Source organism: Streptomyces sp. NPDC004721 (genome assembly GCF_053601495.1).
Genome location: NZ_JBSGBZ010000028.1, coordinates 21,052 through 43,153, shown reverse-complemented (window position 1 = coordinate 43,153; position 22,102 = coordinate 21,052). Strand labels below are relative to the sequence as shown.

General features: G+C 70.2%; 20 protein-coding genes. 8 read left to right on the top strand and 12 right to left on the bottom strand.

What is annotated here, in order from left to right:
* Nucleotides 1-30: 30 nt before the first annotated feature.
* Entirely contained in the window at nt 31-2,373 is a 2,343-nt protein-coding gene (locus ACWEK3_RS24865; protein ID WP_453250624.1) for a transglycosylase domain-containing protein, read from the bottom strand.
* A gap of 258 nt (nt 2,374-2,631) precedes the next feature.
* Between ACWEK3_RS24865 and ACWEK3_RS24860 the strand changes: the two genes are divergently transcribed.
* The 5 genes from ACWEK3_RS24860 (at nt 2,632) to ACWEK3_RS24840 (ending at nt 7,518) form a co-directional block, all read left to right on the top strand.
* The gene (locus ACWEK3_RS24860) at nt 2,632-3,609 is read left to right on the top strand and encodes an SPFH domain-containing protein (protein ID WP_450539355.1); all 978 of its coding nucleotides are present in this window, start codon (nt 2,632-2,634) and stop codon (nt 3,607-3,609) included.
* Nucleotides 3,606-3,869, top strand: coding sequence for a hypothetical protein (locus ACWEK3_RS24855; protein WP_453250623.1), 264 nt, complete (start codon nt 3,606-3,608; stop codon nt 3,867-3,869). The genes ACWEK3_RS24860 and ACWEK3_RS24855 overlap by 4 nt, the downstream gene beginning before the upstream one ends.
* 105 nt (nt 3,870-3,974) lie before the next feature.
* Complete coding sequence (locus ACWEK3_RS24850) at nt 3,975-4,499, top strand: PadR family transcriptional regulator (RefSeq protein ID WP_361413147.1); 525 nt, start codon at nt 3,975-3,977, stop codon at nt 4,497-4,499.
* Nucleotides 4,496-5,185 (top strand): ABC transporter ATP-binding protein, encoded by a 690-nt coding sequence (locus ACWEK3_RS24845; RefSeq protein WP_450539351.1) that lies wholly within the window; start codon nt 4,496-4,498, stop codon nt 5,183-5,185. Before ACWEK3_RS24850 ends, ACWEK3_RS24845 begins: the two co-directional genes overlap by 4 nt.
* A complete protein-coding gene (locus ACWEK3_RS24840; RefSeq protein WP_453250622.1) occupies nt 5,182-7,518 on the top strand; it encodes an FtsX-like permease family protein in 2,337 nt (778 codons plus the stop codon). The genes ACWEK3_RS24845 and ACWEK3_RS24840 overlap by 4 nt, the downstream gene beginning before the upstream one ends.
* 46 nt (nt 7,519-7,564) lie before the next feature.
* Here the strand turns inward: ACWEK3_RS24840 and ACWEK3_RS24835 are convergent, their stop codons facing one another.
* Nucleotides 7,565-8,524 (bottom strand): LysR substrate-binding domain-containing protein, encoded by a 960-nt coding sequence (locus tag ACWEK3_RS24835; RefSeq protein WP_453250621.1) that lies wholly within the window; start codon nt 8,522-8,524, stop codon nt 7,565-7,567.
* Between the two features lie 133 nt (nt 8,525-8,657).
* Here ACWEK3_RS24835 and ACWEK3_RS24830 point away from each other — a divergent pair, with 133 nt between their 5' ends.
* Entirely contained in the window at nt 8,658-9,212 is a 555-nt protein-coding gene (locus ACWEK3_RS24830) for a peroxiredoxin (protein WP_141366301.1), read from the top strand.
* 4 nt (nt 9,213-9,216) lie between these two features.
* Nucleotides 9,217-9,750, top strand: a complete 534-nt coding sequence (locus ACWEK3_RS24825; RefSeq protein WP_361413143.1) for an alkyl hydroperoxide reductase — start codon at nt 9,217-9,219, stop codon at nt 9,748-9,750.
* A gap of 62 nt (nt 9,751-9,812) precedes the next feature.
* On the opposite strand, the gene ACWEK3_RS24820 is transcribed toward ACWEK3_RS24825, so the two are convergent.
* From ACWEK3_RS24820 to ACWEK3_RS24795, 6 genes are all read right to left on the bottom strand, one after another.
* Nucleotides 9,813-11,123 carry an AI-2E family transporter gene (locus ACWEK3_RS24820; protein WP_450539345.1) on the bottom strand — a complete coding sequence of 437 codons (1,311 nt, stop codon included), beginning with the start codon at nt 11,121-11,123 and terminating at the stop codon, nt 9,813-9,815.
* Between the two features lie 132 nt (nt 11,124-11,255).
* Entirely contained in the window at nt 11,256-11,990 is a 735-nt protein-coding gene (locus tag ACWEK3_RS24815; RefSeq protein WP_453250620.1) for an aggregation-promoting factor C-terminal-like domain-containing protein, read from the bottom strand.
* Between the two features lie 434 nt (nt 11,991-12,424).
* A complete protein-coding gene (locus ACWEK3_RS24810) occupies nt 12,425-13,750 on the bottom strand; it encodes a PhoH family protein (protein WP_376542661.1) in 1,326 nt (441 codons plus the stop codon).
* A 340-nt stretch (nt 13,751-14,090) separates the two neighbouring features.
* Nucleotides 14,091-14,864: an isoprenyl transferase gene (locus tag ACWEK3_RS24805; protein WP_361413139.1), complete on the bottom strand. Its 774-nt coding sequence runs from the start codon at nt 14,862-14,864 to the stop codon at nt 14,091-14,093.
* 708 nt (nt 14,865-15,572) lie between these two features.
* On the bottom strand, nt 15,573-16,367 hold the full coding sequence (locus ACWEK3_RS24800; protein ID WP_450539343.1) for a methyltransferase domain-containing protein: 795 nt from the start codon (nt 16,365-16,367) through the stop codon (nt 15,573-15,575).
* A gap of 89 nt (nt 16,368-16,456) precedes the next feature.
* Nucleotides 16,457-17,239 carry a prepilin peptidase gene (locus ACWEK3_RS24795; protein WP_450539341.1) on the bottom strand — a complete coding sequence of 261 codons (783 nt, stop codon included), beginning with the start codon at nt 17,237-17,239 and terminating at the stop codon, nt 16,457-16,459.
* An 84-nt stretch (nt 17,240-17,323) separates the two neighbouring features.
* On the opposite strand from ACWEK3_RS24795, the gene ACWEK3_RS24790 reads away from it, so the two are divergent.
* Entirely contained in the window at nt 17,324-17,689 is a 366-nt protein-coding gene (locus ACWEK3_RS24790; protein WP_450539340.1) for a DUF192 domain-containing protein, read from the top strand.
* A 22-nt stretch (nt 17,690-17,711) separates the two neighbouring features.
* On the opposite strand, the gene ACWEK3_RS24785 is transcribed toward ACWEK3_RS24790, so the two are convergent.
* From ACWEK3_RS24785 to ACWEK3_RS24770, 4 genes are all read right to left on the bottom strand, one after another.
* Complete coding sequence (locus ACWEK3_RS24785; RefSeq protein WP_450539338.1) at nt 17,712-18,578, bottom strand: hypothetical protein; 867 nt, start codon at nt 18,576-18,578, stop codon at nt 17,712-17,714.
* On the bottom strand, nt 18,575-20,725 hold the full coding sequence (locus ACWEK3_RS24780; protein ID WP_453250619.1) for a hypothetical protein: 2,151 nt from the start codon (nt 20,723-20,725) through the stop codon (nt 18,575-18,577). The genes ACWEK3_RS24785 and ACWEK3_RS24780 overlap by 4 nt, the downstream gene beginning before the upstream one ends.
* Nucleotides 20,726-20,856: 131 nt before the next feature.
* Nucleotides 20,857-21,483: an OmpA family protein gene (locus tag ACWEK3_RS24775; RefSeq protein WP_453250618.1), complete on the bottom strand. Its 627-nt coding sequence runs from the start codon at nt 21,481-21,483 to the stop codon at nt 20,857-20,859.
* An 11-nt stretch (nt 21,484-21,494) separates the two neighbouring features.
* Nucleotides 21,495-22,076 (bottom strand): hypothetical protein, encoded by a 582-nt coding sequence (locus ACWEK3_RS24770; RefSeq protein WP_453250617.1) that lies wholly within the window; start codon nt 22,074-22,076, stop codon nt 21,495-21,497.
* Nucleotides 22,077-22,102 lie beyond the last annotated feature (26 nt).

Below are 22,102 nucleotides of genomic sequence, written 5' to 3'. Positions count from 1 at the left end.
GCTCACCGCGCGTGATTCACCGCGCGTCGCTCACTGCTCGTTGGGGAGGAGCGGGGTCTCGCTGAGACCGTCCGTCGGCTCTCTGCTCGGCAGCGTGTCGCTCGGCGACTGCGACGGTGTCTGGCTCGGCGTCTGCGACGGCGTCTGGCTCGGCGTGTCCCTGGGCGACTCGGACACCGACGGCGCGGTGGTGGTGGGTGTCTCGGACGGAGTCTCGCTCGGCGACTCGGTGACCGTCGGGGACGTGGACGGCTCCACGGCGGCACCCTGCTTGGCTTCCAGGTCGAACTTGCTGACCGCGCCCATCGCGTTGAAGGTGTAGTCGGCCCAGATCTGCGCGGGGTAGCCACCGCCGTTGATACGGCCGCTGCCCGGGATGAGTCCGGTGGCACCGCTCAGCGTGGTGTGCGCGTGGGTCTTTGGGTTCTCGCCGAACAGGCCGACGGAGGTGACCAGGCCCGGCGTGTAGCCGGTGAACCAGGCGGACTTGTTCTCGTCGGACGTACCCGTCTTGCCCGCCACCTGCTGGCCGTTGCGCAGGGGATTGTTCCGCACGGACCCCTGGGCCGTACCGTCGTCGACCACGCCGGTCAGCACGGAGGTCACCGTGTCGGCGGCCTCGCGGCTGATGACCTGCTCGCCGATCGGGTCGGCCATCTTGACCGAACGGCTCTTCTGCTCGGCCGACTTCACGATGGTCGGGGTGACCTTCTTGCCGTGGTTGTCGAGGGTGGCGTACATCCCGGCCATCTCCAGCGGGCTGGCGCCCATGGAGCCCAGCGTCTGGGCCGGTACCGCCTGCATGCCCTTGGTGTTCATGCCGAGCTTGCCGGCGACCTCCATCACCCTGTCCATGCCCACGTCGACGCCCATCTGCGCGAAGACGGAGTTGACGGACTTGTTCATGGCCGTCTGGACGGTGATGTCGCCGTAGTTCTGGTCGTCCTCGTTGGGCGGCCCGAAGCCGACCTTGGTGCCGTGGTCGACGACCTGACGGCCGCTGGTGCCGTCGTAGACGGTGTTCGCCGCGATCGGCCGGCCGTCCTGGGTCCTGGAGTCCCCCTCCAGCGCCGCGGCCAGGATCACCGGCTTGAAGGTGGAGGCCGGCTGGAAGTCCCGCCGGGTCGCGTTGTTGAGGTAGTGCTTCAGGTAGTCCTGGCCACCGTACAGGGCGACGACGTGCCCGGATTTCGGGTCGACGGAGACGGCACCGGCCTGGACGTGTCCGTCCACCGTCCGCTTCTTCGCGTCCAGCTTGCTGGTGAGCTGGGCCTTGACCGCCTCCTCCAGCGCGGACTGCTTCTTCTTGTCGATGTTCAGGGTGATGTTCCAGCCCTGGCCTTCGACCGCCTGCTCCGCCTGGCCCTGGGTCAGGCCCTGGTCCTTCATCAGCTGCTGTTCGAGCTGCTGGTTGGCGAGCGCGATCAGGTAGCCCTTCTGGCCCTCCCGCCCGGGAGCGGGCCGGGGCTCCTTGGGGACGGGGAACTTCATGGTCTGTCGCTTGCCGGCGTCCAGCCAGCCCTGCTTGACCATGTTGTCCAGCACGTAGTTCCAGCGCTGCTGCGCGAGCCGCTTGCCGGTGTCGCTCGCGACGGCCCAGTCGTACTGGCTCGGGGCCTGCATCAGGGCGGCCAGGTACGCGCCCTGCTGGACGGAGAGATCCTTGGCGTCGACGCGGTAGTAGGCCTGCGCGGCGGCCTGGATGCCGTAGGCGCCCCGGCCGTAGTAGCTGGTGTTGATGTACCCGGCGAGGATGTCGTCCTTCGACATCCGCTGGTCCACCTTCAGCGAGATGACCAGCTCCTTCAGCTTGCGCGTGATGGTCTGGTCCTGGTTGAGGTAGAAGTTCTTGACGTACTGCTGGGTGATCGTCGAACCGCCCTGCGCGCCCTTGCCGGACAGCGTGTTGAGCAGACCGCGGGCGGTGCCCTTCAGGTCGACGCCGGAGTCGGTGTAGAAGGTCTTGTTCTCGGCGGCGACGAAGTCGTGCTGGACGTCCTTGGGCACCTTGGACAGATCCACCATCTCGCGGTTGATCTCGCCGGTACGGGCGAGGATCGAGCCGTCGCTGTACTTGTAGACGTTGCTCTGGAGCTGCGCGTCGGCGTTGCCCTCGGGTATGTCCACGACCATGTACAGCACGATGAAGGCGCCCATGCCCAGCAGGCAGAGGCCGAAGAAGGTGCCGAGGATCTTCTTCCAGGTGAACAGGCGGCCTATGCCGCTCTTCCCCGTCGGCTTCGCCGCCCGGCGGGCCGCGGCCCTGCCGCCGCCCGCGGGTCCTATGCCGGCCGCCGGCATCGCGGACGACCCCTGGGGCGCCGCGCGGCGGCCACCGCGCTGCCGCGCTCGTCTATCTTCCGCTCGTCCCATGGGTCCGTACGCTCCGCTTCCGTCTCGGCTGTCACTCAGGTGCGTGGTCCGGGTCAGCTCAGAAAGCTAACACCGCCGTCTATGACAAAGGCCCACTGATCCGCCCCATTACGGACGTGACAATCAGCACCTGTCCCAGTGGAACCGACGTTCCAGGGGCAGCAAGGGTTGCCGTGAGGCGATAAAGTGATATCACTTAGATAGATAGAAACCATGGCCCGCGACGCCGCGGGCCTACGACGACCAGGGGGACCCGCCATGCCCGCACAGCCACCGCGCGACGCCACGCGCGACCTCACACAGGACTCCGCACCCGCCACCGACCCGGCCGAGCTGCCCGCAATGCCCGAGCCGCGCGTGCGAGAGTTCCCGGCGCACAGCATCGGGGGCGGGCTCGCCCTGCTCCTCGGCCTCCTCGGACTGCTGGTCGCGGCGGCCCTGTTCGCGGGCGGGGTGAACGCCTCGACCACCGGCGCCAAGGCCGCGCTGATCGTCGTCGCCCTCCTGGTCGGCATCGGCGCGCTGCTCGGGATGTGCGGGCTGAACACGGTCGCGCCCGGCGAAGCCCGGGTCGTCCAGCTCTTCGGCCGCTACCGGGGCACGATCCGCGAGGACGGGCTGCGCTGGGTGAACCCCTTCACCTCCCGGACGAAGATCTCCACCCGCGTCCGCAACCACGAGACCGCCGTGCTCAAGGTCAACGACGCCTACGGCAACCCCATCGAACTCGCCGCGGTCGTGGTGTGGAAGGTGCGGGACACCGCGCAGGCCACCTTCGAGGTGGACGACTTCCTGGAGTTCGTCTCCACCCAGACCGAGGCGGCCGTACGGCACATCGCCATCGAGTACCCCTACGACGCACACGACGAGGACGGGCTGTCCCTGCGCGGCAACGCCGAGGAGATCACCGAGAAGCTCGCCGCCGAACTGCACGCGCGCGTGGAGGCGGCCGGAGTGCAGATCGTCGAGTCCCGCTTCACGCATCTGGCCTACGCCCCCGAGATCGCCTCGGCGATGCTCCAGCGGCAGCAGGCCGGCGCGGTCGTCGCGGCCCGCCGGGAGATCGTGGACGGCGCGGTCGGCATGGTCGAGGCGGCGCTCGCGCGGATCTCCGAGCAGGGGATCGTGGAACTGGACGAGGAACGGAAGGCGGCGATGGTGTCGAACCTGATGGTGGTGCTGTGCGGGGACCGGGCACCGCAGCCCGTACTGAACACCGGGACGCTCTACCAGTGACCGCCACCGAGGAAGGGTCCTCGCCCGGTCGCCGGCCGCGGCAGCGCAAGCAGGTGCTGCTGCGGCTGGACCCGTCGGTGTACGACGCGCTCGCCCGCTGGGCCTCGGACGAGCTCCGCTCGGCCAACGCGCAGATCGAGTTCGTCCTGCGCCGCGCCCTCGCGGAGACGGGCCGCCTGCCGGGCGAGGCCGGCCCCCTCCCGCGCCGGGGCCGCCCCCCACGCACCCCGCGACCGCCCGAGGGGCCCCAGACCCCGTAGCAGAACCGTGACAATCGCCCTCCACCTGCGCGGTCACCCCTTCCGCCACCGCATGGACACTCGGTGTATACATGCCGCGTATACACACTGTGTAGAGTCGTCGGCATGTCCATCGGTCACACCCTCCTGGGGCTCCTTGAGTCCGGCCCGCGCCACGGTTACGACCTGAAGCGTGCCTTCGACGAGAAGTTCGGTCACGACCGGCCGCTGCACTACGGCCAGGTCTACTCGACGATGTCCCGACTGCTGAAGAACGGGCTCGTCGAGGTCGACGGAATCGAGGCGGGTGACGGCCCCGAGCGCAAGCGGTACGCGATCACCGAGGCCGGCGTCACCGACGTGGAGCGGTGGCTCGCCACGCCGGAGAAGCCGGAACTGTACCTTCAGTCGACGCTCTACACCAAGGTCGTCCTGGCGCTGCTCACCCATCGCGATGCCGCCGACGTCCTCGACACCCAGCGCGCCGAGCACCTGCGCAGCATGCGGATCCTGACCGAACGCAAGCGCAAGGGGGATCTCGCCGACCAGCTCATCTGCGACCACGCCCTGTTCCACCTCGAGGCCGATCTGCGCTGGCTGGAGCTGACCGCGGCCCGCCTCGACAAGCTCCGTGAGGCGGTGGCCCGGTGACCCCTCCCCCCGGCTCCCTGCTGGCCGCCGAGAACCTGCACAAGGCCTACGGCCCGACCACCGCCCTGGACGGCGCCGGATTCTCCATCCACGCCGGCGAGGTCGTCGCCGTGATGGGCCCCTCCGGGTCCGGCAAGTCCACCTTGCTGCACTGCCTCGCCGGGATCGTCACCCCCGACTCGGGTTCGATCACCTACGACGGCCGTGAGCTGTCGACCATGACTGACGCCCAGCGCAGTGCGCTCAGGCGCTCGGAGTTCGGCTTCGTCTTCCAGTTCGGCCAGCTGGTGCCCGAGCTGACCTGCGTGGAGAACGTCGCCCTGCCGCTCCGGCTGAACGGCACCTCCCGCAAGGAGGCCGAGCGGGCGGCGCTGGAGTGGATGCGCCGGCTGGAGGTCGACGACCTGCGCAAGAAGCGCCCCGGCGAGGTCTCCGGCGGTCAGGGGCAGCGCGTCGCGGTCGCCCGGGCGCTGGTCACCGACCCGCGTGTGCTGTTCGCCGACGAACCGACCGGCGCCCTGGACTCGCTCAACGGCGAGCGGGTGATGGAACTGCTCACGGAGGCCGCCCGGTCGTCCAACGCGGCGGTCGTCCTCGTCACCCACGAGGCGCGGGTCGCCGCGTACTCCGACCGCGAGATCGTCGTACGGGACGGCAAGTCCCGGGACATGGAGCGGATCGTATGAGTGCGCGTCAGTGGGCCCGCGACCTGAGCATGGGGGCCAGGTTCGCGTTCACTGGGGGCCGCGAGGGATGGCTCCGGGTCGTGCTCACGGCGGTCGGCGTCGGGCTCGGCGTGGCGCTGCTGCTGCTCACGACCGCGATACCGAGCGCGCTGTCGGTACGGCACCAGCGGAACGAGGCCCGCGAGGACTACACCTACATCCAGAACCCCCCGCCGAAGGCCGACGACACCCTGGTGATCGCGGACATCGACACGACGTACCACGACAAGGAGGTACGCGGACGGCTGGTGGAGCCCGAGGGGCCGCGGGCGCCGCTTCCCCCTGGGGTGGCCGCGTACCCGAAGCCGGGCGAGATGGTGGTCTCGCCCGCGCTCGGGGAACTGCTCGACTCCGGCTCCGGAAGGCTGCTGCGGGAGCGGCTGCCGTACCGCGTGGCGGGCACGATCGCCGAGAGCGGACTCATCGGTTCCCGCGAAATGGCCTACTACGCGGGCGTGGAGAACCTGGCGCCGCGCATCAACGGCTGGCAGGTGGCCCGGATCACCGAGTACGGCAGTCCGCAGCGGACGGAGCGCTCGGACCCGGTGCTGCTGCTGCTCGTGATGGTCGTCTTCGTGGCGCTGCTGATGCCGGTGGCCGTGTTCATCGCCGCGGCGGTGCGGTTCGGCGGCGAGCAGCGCGACCGCAGGCTCGCAGCGCTCCGGCTGGTCGGCTCCGACGGCCGAATGACCCGTCGCATCGCGGCCGGCGAGGCGATGGCGGGCGCGTTGCTCGGGCTGGTCTTCGGCACGGTCTTCTTCCTGATTGGCCGTCAGGCCGCCGGGTCCGTCGAGGTCGTCGGCATCAGCGTCTTCCCCAGCTACCTCAACCCCTCCCCCTGGCTGGCCGCGCTGGTCGCAGTCGCGGTACCGGCCGCGGCGGTGCTGGTCACCCTGCTGGCGCTGCGCGGAGTGGTCATCGAGCCGCTGGGCGTGGTGCGCACGGCGAAGCCCGCCCGGCGCCGGCTGTGGTGGCGCCTGCTGATCCCCGTGGCCGGACTGGCGATGCTCTACCCGATGTTCGGTCAGGGCCGCGCCAACGGGGACTTCAACCGGTATCTGGTGATCGGCGGCGTGACACTGCTGCTGATCGGCGTGACCGCGCTACTGCCGTGGACCGTGGAGACGGTCGTCGGCCGGCTCGGCGGGGGCGGGGTGGCCTGGCAGCTCGCGGTACGGCGGCTCCAGTTGAGCAGCGGCACGGCGGCACGCCTGGTCAGCGGCATCGCGGTCGCGGTGGCCGGGGCGATCGCGCTCCAGATGCTCTTCGCCGGGGTGCAGAGCGACTACATCAAGAACTCCGGGAAGAACGTCTTCCGGGCCCAGATGGAGGTCATGGCGCCGCGGGGCTCCACACTCACCGGGGCCGTGGACAGGTTCTCGGCGACGAAGGGCGTACGCAAGGCCACCGTGCTGTCCGGGACGGAGGTCAGTGACGTGTCCTGGAAGCGCGAGGAGGAACGGGTCTCGGCCGGGGTGACGATCGGCGACTGCGCCTCACTGCGCGAGGTGGCGCGCATGTCCTCCTGCCGAGACGGGGACGTCTTCGCCCTCAACGGCGGTAAGTTCGACGCCGACACTCTCAAACTCGCCAGGCCAGGCCACGAGTTGTACCTCCAGATCGACACGGGTTCGGTGGAGACCGCGGAGGTCCCGTGGACCGTCCCGGGCACCCTGAAGTCCGCCCGCTCGGTCGAGGACCCGAGGGGGGACAGGCGCAGCGGCCTGCTGATGACGCCGGCCGCGGTGCCCGCGCGGGCGTCCACGGCGATCGGGGGATCGGTCTACATCTCGGTCGACCAGTCGGTGCCGGACGTGCACGAGTACGTACGCAACACGGCGGCGGCGATCGACCCGATGACGGGCGCGCACGTGTGGGTCGCCACCGAGGAGTCGAAGAAGTTCGCCTCCATCCGCACCGGCCTGTTCGTCGGCGCGACCTGTGTGCTGCTGCTGATCGGGGCGAGCCTGCTGGTATCGCAGCTGGAGCAGTTGCGCGAGCGGAAGAAGCTGCTGTCGGCGCTGGTCGCCTTCGGCACCCGGCGGCGCACGCTGAGCCTGTCGGTGCTGTGGCAGACGGCGATCCCGATCATGCTCGGCCTGCTGCTGGCCGCGGCGGTGGGAGTGACGCTGGGAGCGGTGCTGCTGAAGATGACGAACACGACGGTGGCCGTGCACTGGCCGAGCGTGCTGGCGATGACCGGCATGGGCGCGGGAGTCGTCCTCGCGGTCACCCTGCTCAGCCTTCCGCCGCTGCTGCGCCTGATGCGCCCCGAAGGCCTGCGCACGGAGTGATCATCCGGGACTGATCACCCGGGACTGGGGCCCCGCACCCGGGGGCTCAGTCCCGGCCGCCGTCCAGCACCCGCACCGGCAGGGGCCGCAGGTCCGCGTGCAGGGCGGCGGCAAGTTCCCGGTACTCGGCGGCGCGGGCCGCGCCGGTGCGCATGGCCAGGGCGATACGGCGTGAGGGGGCGGGGTCGGCGAAGTAGCCGGTGAGGAGCTGGTTGTTGCGGGAGGTCTCGACCCTGAGGGCGGTGCGGGGCAGCAGGGTGCAGCCGAGACCGCCGGCGACGAGCTGGACGAGGGTGGACAGCCCCGCGGCGGTCGTCGTCACCGGAGCGTTCTCGCGCCCGGCCTCGCGGCAGATGTCGAGCGCCTGGTCGCGCAGGCAGTGCCCCTCGTCGAGCAGCAGCAGATTGAGCTCCTTCAGGGCCTCGCGCGGGATGCCCTCCCGGCCGCCGAGCCGGTGGTCGAGCGGGGTCACCAGGACGAAGTCCTCGTCGAACAAGGGGAGTTCGACGACGCCGGGCACGCCGAGGGGGACGGCGAGGAGCAGCAGGTCGAGCCGCCCGCCGGCCAGCCCGTCCAGCAGGTTGGCGGTCTGTTCCTCGTGGACCTGGAGGTCGAGGTCGGGGTAGCGGTCGTGGACGAGCCGCAGCACGGTGGGCAGCAGATAGGGCGCGACGGTGGGGATGACGCCGAGCCGCAGTACGCCGGTGAAGGGCGCCCGGACGGCCTCGGCCTCCTCCAGCAGGGCACCGACCTCCCCGAGCACGGCCCTGGCCCGGACGGCGAGCCGCTCACCGGCGGGCGAGAGCAGCACCTTGCGCGTCGTACGCTCCAGCAACGTGACACCGAGTGCCTCCTCCAGCGAGGAGACGGCTCCGGAGAGGGCCGGCTGGCTCACGCCGATCGCCGCGGCGGCGTCCCGGAAGTGCAGGTGCTCCGCGACGGCGGCGAAGGCGCGCAACTGGGACAGGCTAGGCTGCCTGCGCTTTCCGGTATTACCGACGGTCACTGATAACTACCTCCGATCAACCCGACCGAGTGTAGCTATTTCTGTAATCAATGCACCGTGTGCCACCATCAGCATCGTCCAACCCATGGGAATCACCAGTACGACCGGTGTTTCCTCGCTGCAAGGAGAGCACGTGCTCACTGTCGGTGACAAGTTCCCCGCGTTCGAACTGACCGCCTGCGTCTCGCTGGAGAAGGGCAAGGAGTTCGAGACGATCGACCACAAGACCTACGAGGGCAAGTGGAAGGTCGTCTTCGCCTGGCCCAAGGACTTCACCTTCGTGTGCCCGACCGAGATCGCCGCCTTCGGCAAGCTGAACGACGAGTTCGCCGACCGCGACGCCCAGGTCCTCGGCTTCTCCGGCGACTCGGAGTTCGTCCACCACGCCTGGCGCAAGGACCACGACGACCTGCGTGACCTGCCCTTCCCGATGATGGCGGACTCCAAGCACGAGCTGATGCGCGACCTCGGCATCGAGGGCGAGGACGGCTTCGCCAAGCGCGCGGTCTTCATCGTGGACCAGAACAACGAGATCCAGTTCTCCATGGTGACGGCGGGCTCGGTCGGCCGTAACCCCAAGGAGGTCCTGCGGGTTCTGGACGCCCTCCAGACGGACGAGCTGTGCCCCTGCAACTGGACCAAGGGCGACGAGACCCTCGACCCGGTCGCCCTGCTGGCGGGTGAGTGACCCCATGTCCCTGGACTCCCTGAAGTCCGCCGTCCCGGACTACGCCAAGGACCTGAAGCTCAACCTGGGCTCGGTCATCGGCAACAGCGACCTGCCCGCGCAGCAGCTGTGGGGCACGGTGCTGGCCACGGCGATCGCCTCGCGCTCGCCGATCGTCCTGCGTGAGCTGGAGCCGGAGGCGAAGGCGAACCTGTCGCCGGAGGCGTACACCGCGGCGAAGGCCGCGGCGGCCGTCATGGCGATGAACAACGTCTTCTACCGCACCCGCCACCTCCTGTCCGACCAGGAGTACGGCACCCTGCGGGCCGGCCTGCGGATGAACGTCATCGGCAACCCCGGTGTCGACAAGGTCGACTTCGAGCTGTGGTCCTTCGCCGTCTCCGCCATCAACGGCTGCGGCATGTGCCTCGACTCCCACGAGCAGGTCCTGCGCAAGGCCGGCGTGGAGCGCGAGGTGGTCCAGGAGGCCTTCAAGATCGCCGCGGTGGTCCAGGCCGTCGCGACGACCCTCGACGCGGAAGCGGCCCTCGCGGAGTAACGCGCACCGCATGACCGAACCCCGTCCACCCTCGAGGGTGGACGGGGTTCGGCGGTTTGGTCTCAGCTCGGTTCGGAACTCCCCGAGCCGGACGGCACGGTGGCCGGCTCCGCCGGAGCCGGCTCGGACATCCGTGCCTGACGCCGCTCCTGCTCGCGCGCATAGGCCCGCAGATATCCCACCGCCGAGTTCGTCACCGCCACCAGCGGCACCGCCACCACCGCGCCGCCGATCCCCGCGATCAGCCCGCCCGCGGCGACCGACAGGACCACCGCCAGCGGGTGCACCCGCACCGCCCGGCCGAGGATGAACGGTTGCAGCACGTGCCCCTCGAGCTGCTGCACCGCCAGCACCACCACCAGCACCATCACCGCGGTGAAGACTCCCTGGGTGACCAGCGCCACGACCACCGCCAGCGCGCCCGACACCACCGCGCCCACCAGCGGGATGAAGGCGAACAGGAAGATGAACACGGCCAGCGGCACCGCCATCGGCACATTGAGGAAGTAGATCCCCAGCCCGATGAAGATCGCGTCGATCAGCGCCACGATCACCGTGCCGCGCACGTACGCGGTCAGCGTGCGCCAGGCCCGCGGACCGGCACCGGCCACGCCCGGACGCGCCGCCGCCGGCACCAGCTTCAGCGTCCACTCCCAGATGCGCCGGCCGTCGTAGAGCAGGAACAGCGTGGAGAAGACCGTCAGCAGAATCCCGGTCAGCGCCTCCACGATCACCGTCACGCCCTGAAGGCCGGCCGAGGTGATCTGGTCGGTGTTGGCGCCGACCGCGTCCCGCAGGTTCTTCGCTATCTGGTTGATCTGTTTGTCGGTCACATGGAAGGGGCTGTTCAGCAGCCACTTGCGCAGCTGGTCGATGCCGTCCTGGATCTGGGTGGAGAGCGTGTCGATGTTCTCCATGACCTGCCAGGTCACGAACCACCCGATCAGCCCCATGATGACGAAGCCGAGGATCGCGGTGAGCGCGGTGGCCGGCCCGCGCGGCAGCCCGTACCGCCTCAGCCACGCGACCGTCGGCTGGAGCAGCGCCGTGATGAGCAGCGCGGCGACGAACGCGAGCACCACCAGCTGGATGGCGCTGATGGCGCGCATCAGCACCCACACGGTGCCCGCGAGCACCAGCACTCGCCAGCCTGCCTCCGCCGCCACCCGTACGCCCCACGGCACGGCCTGGGCGGGATCGGGCCGGGCGTGGTTGGCGATCGGGTCCGGCAGGGGCTCGGGATCCACGTCCGGCTCCGGCCCGGTGGGGTCGGTGTGGTCCTTCTCCACTTCGGCGCGGCGCTCGTCCAACCGCTCACCCATTTCGGTGAGTCCGGCGCCGAGCCGGCCGAGCCACCCTGGCACTCGCGACATGATCCGTCCTCTTCCCCCGTCTCTCCCCACCACTCCCCCCTGGAGTCGTCCGGTCCGACCGTACAGGGCAACAGCCCCTCCCCCTAAGACGGGGAGGGGCTGTGCGGAGGTTGAGTTCGGCGGTGATCCGGCTCAGTACCAGTGGTTGGCCTGCCAGAAGTTCCACGCGTCGCAGGGGCTGCCGTAGCGGCTGTCCATGTAGTTCAGGCCCCACTTGATCTGGGTGGCCGGGTTGGTCTGCCAGTCGGCGCCCACGGAGGACATCTTGGAGCCGGGCAGCGCCTGGAACAGGCCGTACGCGCCGGAGGAGGGGTTGACCGCCCGGTAGTTCCAGCTGGACTCGTGGTCCACGATGTTGCTGAAGCACTGGAACTGGCCCGCGGGCACCATCGAGCGCGCCATCGCCTGGATCTGCGAGATGCTGTACGAGCTCTGCACCGGGAAGCTGGAGGCGTCGCGGCTCGCGGAACGGCTGACCGCCGCCTGGAGCGCGGCACGCTCCTTGGCTTCCTTGGCGGCCTTCTCGGCCTCCGCCTTCTTGGTCTCGGCCTCCGCCTTCTTGGCGATCGCCGTCTGGGCGGCGGCCTTGCGGGCGGCCTGCTCGGCCTCCTTCTTGGCGCTCGCGTCCGCGGCGATGGCCTGTGCGTCGGCCTGCTGTGCCAGGGAGGCGGTCTGCACCTGGGCCTGCTGACCCATGGGGATGTCTGCGAGAAGCGTCGCGTCGGCTGCCATCGCCTCGGCGTCGTTGTTCTGCGCGGTGCTGCCCGAGGCAACGCCGACGACGCTTCCGACAGCGGTGACCGCGGTGGCGGAGGCCACTGCGAATCCCCGGACCGAGATCCGGCTCACACGGTTTCCTTCCAGCATCGCCCGCTTCGGTGACCCTGGCGGACGCAATCGTGCCCCTGGCACTGGCCTCCCAACTGCGGGGTCACGGGAGGCGCGGGCCCGGTGGGCAACTCCCCCGAGGGGAGCGCCGCGTGGTGCTCGGGCGGCATACGACAACGCTATGGAGTTGAAGCGTGCTGCTCAGGTGTTGCTGTACCTGCCCCAGGGCTTAACGCCTGGGAGGTGCCCCCCAGGGGGTACAGCTGTGTCGTATGCGGGGCCTGACAGGAGTGAGACTCTGCCGTAATCCAACGCCGCAAGGCAATTCCGAGTTGCGTGTGAAAGCTCACACCCCATTCGGCCCAAGGGAAATACCCAAATGCCCGCACACGCGGACGCCGCCCGGCTAGGCTCAGGCCTTTGCCGGACGGCGCCAACTCCCGCATCACCGCATCCAGGTGTGCGAAATTCGATCAGATGTGCCCGTCCTCCAGCATTTCGGTCACAAGGGCCGCGATCTGGGACCTCTCGGACCGGGTCAGTGTCACGTGCGCGAAGAGCGGGTGACCCTTCAGCTTCTCCACGACGGCGACGACACCGTCGTAGCGACCGACCCGCAGATTGTCCCGCTGCGCCACGTCATGGGTCAGAACCACCCGCGAATTAGCCCCGATCCGGGACAGAACGGTCAGCAGGACGTTCCGCTCCAGCGACTGGGCCTCGTCCACGATCACGAACGCGTCGTGCAGCGACCGGCCGCGGATGTGGGTGAGCGGCAGGACCTCCAGCATCCCTCGCGCGGTGACCTCCTCGATGACCTCCCGGGACGTGACCGCCGACAGCGTGTCGAAGACCGCCTGCGCCCACGGGTTCATCTTCTCCGCCTCGGTGCCCGGCAGATAGCCGAGTTCCTGGCCGCCGACGGCGTACAGCGGACGGAAGACCATCACCTTCTGGTGCTGACGGCGCTCCAGGACCGCCTCCAGACCCGCACACAGGGCCAGCGCCGACTTGCCGGTGCCGGCCCGGCCGCCCATCGACACGATCCCGACGTCCGGATCGAGCAGCAGGTCCAGCGCGATCCGCTGTTCCGCGCTGCGCCCCTTGATGCCGAACGCCTCCCGGTCGCCGCGCACCAGGCGGACGCCGCCCTCGGGTGTGACGCGGCCCAGTGCCTTGCCCCGCTCGGACTGGATCGTCAGACCGGTGTGCACGGGCAGGTCGGCCGCCTCCGGGACGTGGAGGTGCCCCTCCTCGAAGAGGATGTCCACCTGTTCACCCGGCAGGGTGAGTTCGGACATCCCGGTCCAGCCGGAGGAGTCGGTGATGGCGAGTTCCGCGCGGTACTCCTCGGCCAGCAGGCCGACGGAGGACGCCTTGATGCGCAGCGGCAGGTCCTTCGAGACGACGGTGACGTCGTACCCTTCCGCCTGCAGGTTGCGGGCGACCGCGAGGATGCGGGAGTCGTTGTCCCCCAGGCGGTAGCCGGTGGGCAGCACGCTGGGGTCCGAGTGGTTGAGCTCGACCCGGACCGTTCCGCCGAGGTCCCCGATCGGGATGGGGGCGTCGAGGCGGCCGTGCCGGACCCGGTAGTCGTCCAGCAGGCGCAGGGCCTGCCGGGCGAAGTAGCCGAGTTCGGGATGGTGCCGCTTGGCCTCCAGTTCCGTGACCACGACGATCGGGAGCACGACCTCGTGCTCGTCGAAGCGGGTCAGGGCGTTCGGGTCCGCCAGCAGGACGCTGGTGTCGAGAACGTAGGTGCGCCGGTCTGGCTTGTGGCGCTTTGTGCTGGTCACCACGGAAGGACGTACCCCCTCGGATGAGGTCGGGGAGCGACGAGATGGAGGCCGGGCTGGGCGGGCGGGAGCAAGCCGACCGGTCGACGGCCCCCGCACACGGCGGGCCGAAAACCGGCTCTCCACGTCTTCGTCCGTGCCGTGACCGCACGGTCGGGCTCGTACAAAGGGCCTCCCGGGCGGACGGCCCCGAGCCGTCCGCTGAGATCCGACGCCCGTGGTTCGGGTGTCGACCTGTTTGCCTTATGCCCTCGAAGATGCGCCGCCATGCAAATACGTAGAACGACGCACGAATGAACTCCTCGTGAAGAGGTGGCACCCGGGTGGCGGAAGGGGTATGTGCTCAGCCGCCGTAGCGGCGGTGGCGGGCCGCGTAGTCGCGCAGCGCGCGCAGGAAGTCGACCTTGCGGAAGGCCGGCCAGAAGACCTCGCAGAAGTAGTACTCGGAGTGCGCCGTCTGCCAGAGCATGAATCCGGACAGCCGCTGCTCCCCGCTGGTACGGATGACCAGGTCCGGGTCGGGCTGGGCCTTGGTGTACAGGTGGCGGCCGATCATCTCGACGTCGACGGACTCGGCGAGGTCCTCCATGGAGGTGCCCCGGTCGTGGGCGTCGAGGAGCATGGAGCGCACGGCGTCGGCGATCTCCTGCCGGCCGCCGTAGCCGATGGCGACGTTGACGACTATTCCGTCGACGTGGGCGGTGGCCTCCTCGGCCTCCTTGAGGGTGGCCTGCATGACCGGCGGCAGCAGGTCCATGGTGCCGACGTGGTGGACGCGCCAACGGCCGTCGGCGGCCAGGGTGCGTACGACGTCCTCGATGATGCCGAGGAGCGGGACGAGCTCTTCCTGGGGCCGGTCGAAGTTGTCCGTGGAGAGCAGCCAGAGCGTGACGACCTCGACGTCCGCCTCGGTGCACCAGCCGAGGAACTCCTCGATCTTGTCCGCGCCGGCCCGGTGGCCCTGGGCGGTGGTGGAACCGGCGGCCTTCGCCCAGCGCCGGTTGCCGTCCATGATGACGCCGATGTGCTTGGGCACCTGAGCGGGGTCCAGGTGGCCCTCCACCCGGCGTGCGTACAGCCTGACCAGCAGGCCGCGCAGCTTGTCGCGCAGGTTCACGTGTTCGTCAGCCCCTCCGTATGGATCGGACAGGCGCGGCCGGGGGCGTTCCCTGTCCGTGCGGCGGCCTGGTCCGTATGGCGGTCCCCGGGGGCGAAGCCTACCCCCGGCATTTCCAGCGTCCCTCAACAGGGCACTGCGCGCGCCCTGGTGTATCAGACGCGGGCCTCGCGACTCCCAAAGAAAACGGGCCGGTCCGTGGGGGGAGACGGACCGGCCCGAGGGGGGGTTTCCACCATAACCCTTCGTAAGGGCTGGTGTGTGCCCAGACGCGACAAAATTACTCTCCGAAGTCGTGCGACGACGCATGGAGATCGCACCGAAGCGCCGGAATCCATCAATCTGCGCTTGATCATGGCCGAATCACGACGGAATCAGCGGCGAAACGGACGGGATCCGACGAGAAGCGAAGAGGCTCGGCCCTTTGAGGGCGCACGGCGTGTTGCCCCCGGATCCCTCCCCTGGGCGACCCGGCCGCGAACGCCCGCTTGACGCCGACGGCACCCGCCCCGCACCGGCTCCGGCTCCGGGCCGGGCGGATACCGTCATCAGGGGCTGTGGCACCGCGCAGCCCCCTCCACCACGCGGTGCCGACCGCGTGGCTTTGCTCACGCGAATTCCCTTGGTCTGAACTTTACGTTCGGCGAAATGGGTGACGCGAGGGGCGGGCGGTAACGATGTGGGAACAGGCGCCCCATTGCGGGTGTTTCACCTCGGTCTGCGGGCCTCGAAGAGGTGGCGGGTGCTGTACGCCACGAACGGGCCCCGCGCCTCGATCCGTTCGTGCAGCGCCCGCAGCCGGGGCTCGTACGCCTCGACGGTGAACCCGGGGACCATCCAGATCACCTTGCGCAGGAAGTGCACGACGGCGGCGATGTCGTGGAACTCCATGCGCAGGCGTTCCGCGCGCAGGTCGACGACCTCCAGACCGGCCGCCCGCGCGTCCGCGCTCTCGCGGTCGGGGTGGCGGGCGGCGCGCGACTCCTCCGGCTGGGGCCCGAGGAAGTACTCGACGAGTTCGAAGACGCTGCCGGGACCGACGTGCTGTGCGAAGTACGTCCCGCCGGGTTCCAGGACGCGGGCGATCTCCGCCCAGTGCGGGCGTACGGGGTGCCGGCTGACGACGAGGTCGAAGGCGCCGTCGGCGAACGGCAGCGGCGCGTCCTCCGGGGAGTCGACGACCACGACGCCACGCGGGCGGAGCAGTGCGGTGGCCCCGGCCACGTTCGGCGGCCAGCCCTCGGTGGCGGCGAGCAGCGCGGGCGCGGCCCCGGCCCGGCCGAGCGCGAAGTCGAGGACCTCCCCGCCGCCGGTCTGCACGTCGAGCACGGCGTGGGCCCCGGCCAGCCGGGCGGCCATCGAGACGGCGTACCCCCAGGAGGGCCGCTCTTCCGTGGCCCGGCCCGCGAACCACGAGAAGTCCCAGCCCTCGGTGGGAACGGCGGCCCCCTCGGCGACGAGGTCCTCGAAAGGGCGGGCGGGGCGGTGCTGACGGTCTGCCATACAGGTGATCGTCCCTGGAACCGGTCCCCCGCCGCCTCCTATATACGGGCGCGCGCCTCCTCGGACGTCCCCTCCGCCCGCCCCGCCCCTCACGCCACCGCGAACGCCCCCAGCAGCAGCCCGGTCAGGGCCCCGCCGAGCATGAACGGCCCCAGTGCGATGGCCGACTTGCGGCCCGCCCGGCGCAGCACCACCAGACCCAGTCCGTAGCCGGCGCCGTAGAGCAGTCCGGCGAAGGCGCCGACGACGAGAACCGGCCAGCCGTACCAGCCGAGGGCCGCGCCGAGCGCCAGGGCGAGTTTGACGTCACCGAAGCCCATACCGGCCGGGTTGACGAGGAACAGCATGAAGTACGCGGCGCCGAGGGCGAGTCCGCCGAGCAGGGCGGTGGGCCAGGAGCCCGCGGCGCCGGGCAGCGCGGCGGCGGCACCGAGCAGGGCGACGGTCGCGGCGGCCAGCGGCAGCGTCAGCACGTCCGGGAGCCGGTGCACGCGGTGGTCGACGAGCGCCAGCAGCACGCCGACCGGCGCGGCGAGCAGCCAGACGGCCAGCTCGGGGCGGGGCCCGGTGGCGGCGGCGAGCGCGGCGCAGACGAGCGCGGTCACGACGGCCACGGCCCGGGCACGCGGCCCGTACGGTCCGCATCCGGCCACCGCGCCCGTGCAGCGGGCCCGGCCCACCCAGCCCCCGAACGCGCCGGTGATCGGATGCCCGCCCGGGCACCGGGCGCTCCACGCCTCCCCGGCGCCGACCGAGAACCGGTGGGCGGCCCGGGGCAGCAGCAGCCCGGCCCCCGCACCCCACAGCGCGGCCAGGACGGTCACAAGTACGCGCACGCCGGGGACCCTAGCCGCGGCGTGCGCGCGGGGCATGGGCCCGTGGACCCATGCGGGGCCCACCGTCCGCCGATACGGTCGGTCGGCAGGGCACACGATTCGGTGGGAGGGCGGCTCGGCATGGGACGACGCCGGCGTGACGGGCGGGGCAGGCTGATCGTGCACGGTTCGGCACCGGTGACGGTCCCGCTGGAGCTGGCGACCTCCTACCGGGCCCGCACCAAGGGCCTACTGGGCCGTGACGCGGTCGACGGCGCGATCCTGCTCTCCCCCGCCAACAGCGTGCACACCTTCCGCATGCGCATCCCGATCGACGTCGCCTACCTCGACCGCGACCTGCGCGTCCTCACCGTCGTCACCATGAGGCCGAACCGCCTGGGCCTGCCCCGTCCGCGCTCCCGCCACGTACTGGAGGCGGAGGCCGGGGCGATGGCGGGGTGGGGGCTGCGGGCGGGGGTGCTGGTGACGGTGGAGGAGACCGAGTAGGGGCCGAGGCCCGGCGGCGGCGTCACCACGGAACGTTCCGGGGACGGCGGCGCCACCACCAGCGGTCCGCCTTCCCGTCCGCCGTCTCGTCCGCCGCGCGGTGAGCGACCTGTGTTCCCTGTGTTTCCTCGGTGTGCTCACGGAAGATCAGGTCGAGTCTGGCCACGGCGGAGCGCAGTGCGTCGGCGCCGGGCTCGTCGACCTGTCCGACGACGTCCGCGAGGTCGTCCCGGGCCTCCAGGTCACGCCGGAACAGGTCCTCCCGGTAGCGGCCCGAAGGCCGCCAGCCGGATTCCAGTCTGCGGCACAGCCTCTCCCACACCCGCAGGCCGTAGTGCAGGTGTCCCTCGACGCTCGCCACCGGGCCCGTGGGCCGCCCGGCGAGGACGGCGTCGGACAGGGGCGTGTCGACGGGCTCCCGGTCCAGGATCTCCGGGAGCGTCTCCACCGCCGCGTCCGGCAGATCCGCCACCGGCTCCTCCACCGCCTCGACGCGGTACGCCGTGTCGTCCTCGGCGTCCAGCGCCTCCAGGCGGCATCTGACCGATCGACCGTCAGGCGTCGCCACCCAGTAGGCACTCGGCAGTTCGACCTCCGCAGGGTGGAGCACGGAAGTGCCCGCCCCCGCCGCGAGGCCCTGCGCGAGCCCTCCCTCCGTGAGGCGTCCGGCGGTGCCGTCCTCCACCGTGAGGTCCAGTTCGAGGGCGAGGTCACCCGGCGGCAGCCGGCGGTAGGTGCACAGCACGGGAGCCTCCCAGTGCCGCCCTTCCTGGTCGCCGTCCGCGTCGGCCACGTCCACCGCGTCCTCCGGGACCGCCAGCAGGTCGGCCAGGGCCCCTCGAAGACGGGCCGGCGCCGGCGCCGCGACGGTGAAGAGGTTCGCGATCACTTGTACGTCCCGTCGTAGATCTCCTTGGCCTTCTGCACCTTCGCGGGATTGTTGACGAACTTGGGGTCGCGCTGCAATTGCTGCGATTTGCTCAGGTCGCCCTTGTTCCGCGCGATCTCCTTCAGCGCGGCGTACTCGATGCGATCCAGCTCGACCAGTCCCGGACCGGACTTGGGGAAGACCGTCCCGTTGGCCTCCACCTCGTACCTGCGGCCGTTGATCTCGTAGGTGTTCCCGTCCGGCGACAGGTTCGCCCGGCCCTTGGCGATGCCCTCGATGTCCGAGCGTACGAGGTCCTCGTTGCCCCTGAGGATCACCGTGTTGCGCTCCTTGACCTGACCGCCCGACACTCCGCTGATCGTGTGGCGCTTGTTGGGGAACTTGAGCGTCTTCCCGCGCGCCGGGCCGGGTACGTCGTCCCCCGCCTGCCACTCGTTGGCCGGCCTGCCGCTCTCGCGCCGCGCGTCCTCGGCGGCCTCGTCCGCCTCGTCCGCCTGCTTGCGGGCCTCGGCGGCCTCCTTCTTCGCCTCCTCGTCGCAGTGGCCCTCGGCGAGGATCACGTAACGGGAACCGCCCGCGGCGAGGACGGTGGTTCCGGTGCCGGCGCCTCCTCCGAGGCCGCCGCCGCCCTCGTAGAGGATCCGGCGGTCGGGCGCGGCGATCGTGCAGCCGGACTCGCGTGCCTTCCGCTCGGCCTCGTCGGCCACCTCGTCCGCCTTCTTCGCGGCCCGCTCGGCGCCCTCGACGTCACCCGCCTTGGCCGCCTTCTTGGCGTCCTCCGCCGCTTCGCCGGCCTGCTCCGCGAACTTGCCCAGCTTGCCGAGCTTCCCGAGTTTGCCGAGGTCGCCCACCTTCTCGGCGACCTTGCCGACGTCGTAGCCGGGGATGAAGAGGGAGCCGATGTTCCAGGCGACGTGGGAGACGGCGCGGGTCTTCTCGCCGTTGTTCCAGTCCTCGGCCACGTCGTCGCCGATGAACATGTCCCACAGGACCGTCCCGCCGGTGTTCAGCGAGGCCCCGCCCCAGTCCCAGATGGCTCCGAAGTAGTCGCCGTCCGACCACTTCTTCCCGGCGTCCTTGGAGTCCTCCAGCCAGTCCTGCCCGAGCTGCTTGCCGTAGTCGGCGATCCCGCTGAGGGTGTCCCCCGGGTTCGTGACCATGTCCCAGATCCCGGTGACGTCCCCCCAGACACCGTCGACGAAGATCCCCTCACCGACCTGCTTGAGCTGATCCCCGGCACACCCGAAGAAGGCACCGAAACCGGAGAAACAGCCGTCGTCCTTCTTCTCGTCGGGACTGCCGGTGTTGTCGGTCTTGTCGGATTCGGTGGTGCGGGTGTCTTCGGTGGGCGGGGTGTCTTCGGTGGTCTGGTCGCCGCCGGTGGTCTGGTCGCCGCCGGTGGTCTGGTCGCCGTCGTCGGTGCTGGCGCCGCCACCGGTCGTGCTGCCGCTGGTCGCGGTACCGCCGCCGGTCGTATTGCCGCCGCTGGTGTCGCCACCGGTGCCGGCAACGCCACCGGTCGTGCTGCCGCTGGTGTCGCCGGAGGCGTGGGTGTCGGTGCCGTTGCCCGCCGGGGCCGCGCAGCCCGTCCCGACGACCTTGCAGACCTGGGCCTCGATGCTCACGAATATCTGCGTGCCGAGACCGCTGAACACCAGCGCCAGCACGATGGCGGCCACGATCGCGACCAGGCCCACGTACTCGACCGCGGTCTGCCCTTCGTCCCCGTGCCGCCACCGGATCATCCGGGCGAACGAGACGGGACGGCGCTCGGCCCGCGCGGGCAACGGGAGTGCGTACCACTGCCGGGTCTCGGGCTGAAGCAGGAAGTAGAGGATGAGGATGGGCAGGAAGAGCTGGATGCCGCCTCGGGCCGAACCTCCGGTGAGGTTGGCGAGCCCCCCGAGGATCAGCCACACCTGCACGCCGATCAGCGCCCACCGGATCCGGCCCCCGCCCTCCCAGCTCCGCCGGGCGAGCCACCAGCCGAGCACCCCGGGCGCGGCGGCGTACGCGACGAGCGCGATGACACCGCCGTCGAGGGCGCCGTACGACCCGGCCGCCAGCAGCAGACCGATCCCGCCGAGCACGGTGGCGACGAACAGTGCGTGCACGAGCACCAACGCCGCCGACAGCGACCGTGGCATGTGCCCTCCCCCCGGTTGGCGCACAACTCCGCCCGAGGTTAGGGAACGACCGCCTGCCCAGCATGGGCCCGGAGACCCAACCCAATCAGCGCTTGTTCATCGCGGCCCGCTCCGACTGGCGGCGCACGCCGTCAGTTCTGGTTGCGGGGGAACGTGACCTCCACTCGGCGGTTCTTCTTGCGGCCGTCCTCCGTGGAGTTGTCCGCGATGGGGTACTGCTCGGCGTAACCGCGCACGTCGAAAGTGATGTTCGGGTCGTTCAGCTCCTGGGAGAGGACGTCCTGGACGGCGTTGGCGCGCTGCTTGGACAGGACCACGCCGTGCGCGTGGGTGCCGAGGTTGTCCGTGAAGCCGAAGACACGGACCTGGCTCGCCTTCTGCTTCTTGGTCTCCTGCGCGATCGTGTCGATCCGGGCCTTCGCCCGGTCGCTCAGCTTCGCGCTGTCCTTGGCGAAGAGCACCTCGGCCTGGAGGGCGAACGTCACGTCCGTGTTGGTGTCCTCACGGCGCTCCTCACCGCCCTGCTCCTCGACAACGGATTTGATGTCCAGCACCTTGGCTGCGGCGAGGGTGGCCCCCTCGGGCAGTTTGAGGTCGGGGTCGCTCGGGTCGACCTTCACGGGGGCGGAGGCGGAGGGCTCGGTGCCCGGGGGCACACTGGGGCCGCTGTCCGCACGGGCCGCCACGGCACCGTAGAGATTCGCGGCGACCATGACGCCGGCGGCGGTGAGGGCCACGGTGAGACGGGTGTGGGTCATGTCGGGCCGCCTCAGCCAGAGATCTCGATAGTGCCGCTGGAGAAGGTGGGCAGTTGCAGCGTGACTTCGGAGGTATCTGTTGGTGGGGACGGGAACTGCATGAAGATGGGGAGGCTTTGGCCCGCCTGAAGGGTGCCCAGCGAGGTCGTCGTGAGTGGCCGCCCTTCCGTGTCACGCAGCACGTAGTACCGCTTTTTTCCCTTGGAATCCACGAGGGTGGCGCCACCGAGCGAGGGCCCATGCTTGACGATCTCCGTCTCATCGCCAGTCATCTGAGGCGGAACGACAACGGACTTGGCCCCGTCGTTTTTCAGATTTCCGTTGATGGTGACGAATCCCCCCGTGTCACGTGCAGCGGAGGTGATCTGCAAGAGCAGTCCGTCCTGCCCCTTGAGTTCGGCCATAGGTGTCTGGGACTGTCCCTCCTGAGCAGTCGGCCGGGATCCACCGCGCTTTGAGGCGGACGCAGAGGTATCCGGCTTCTTGTCCTCGTCGTCACCGCCACCACAGCCAGCCACGCCAAGTGCCAAACCGGCCACGACGGTCAATGCGACCATCCCCCTGCGGGCCTTCGCAGTGAACCGAATGCTCATCGCTCTGCTTCCTTCTTCTCTCGTCA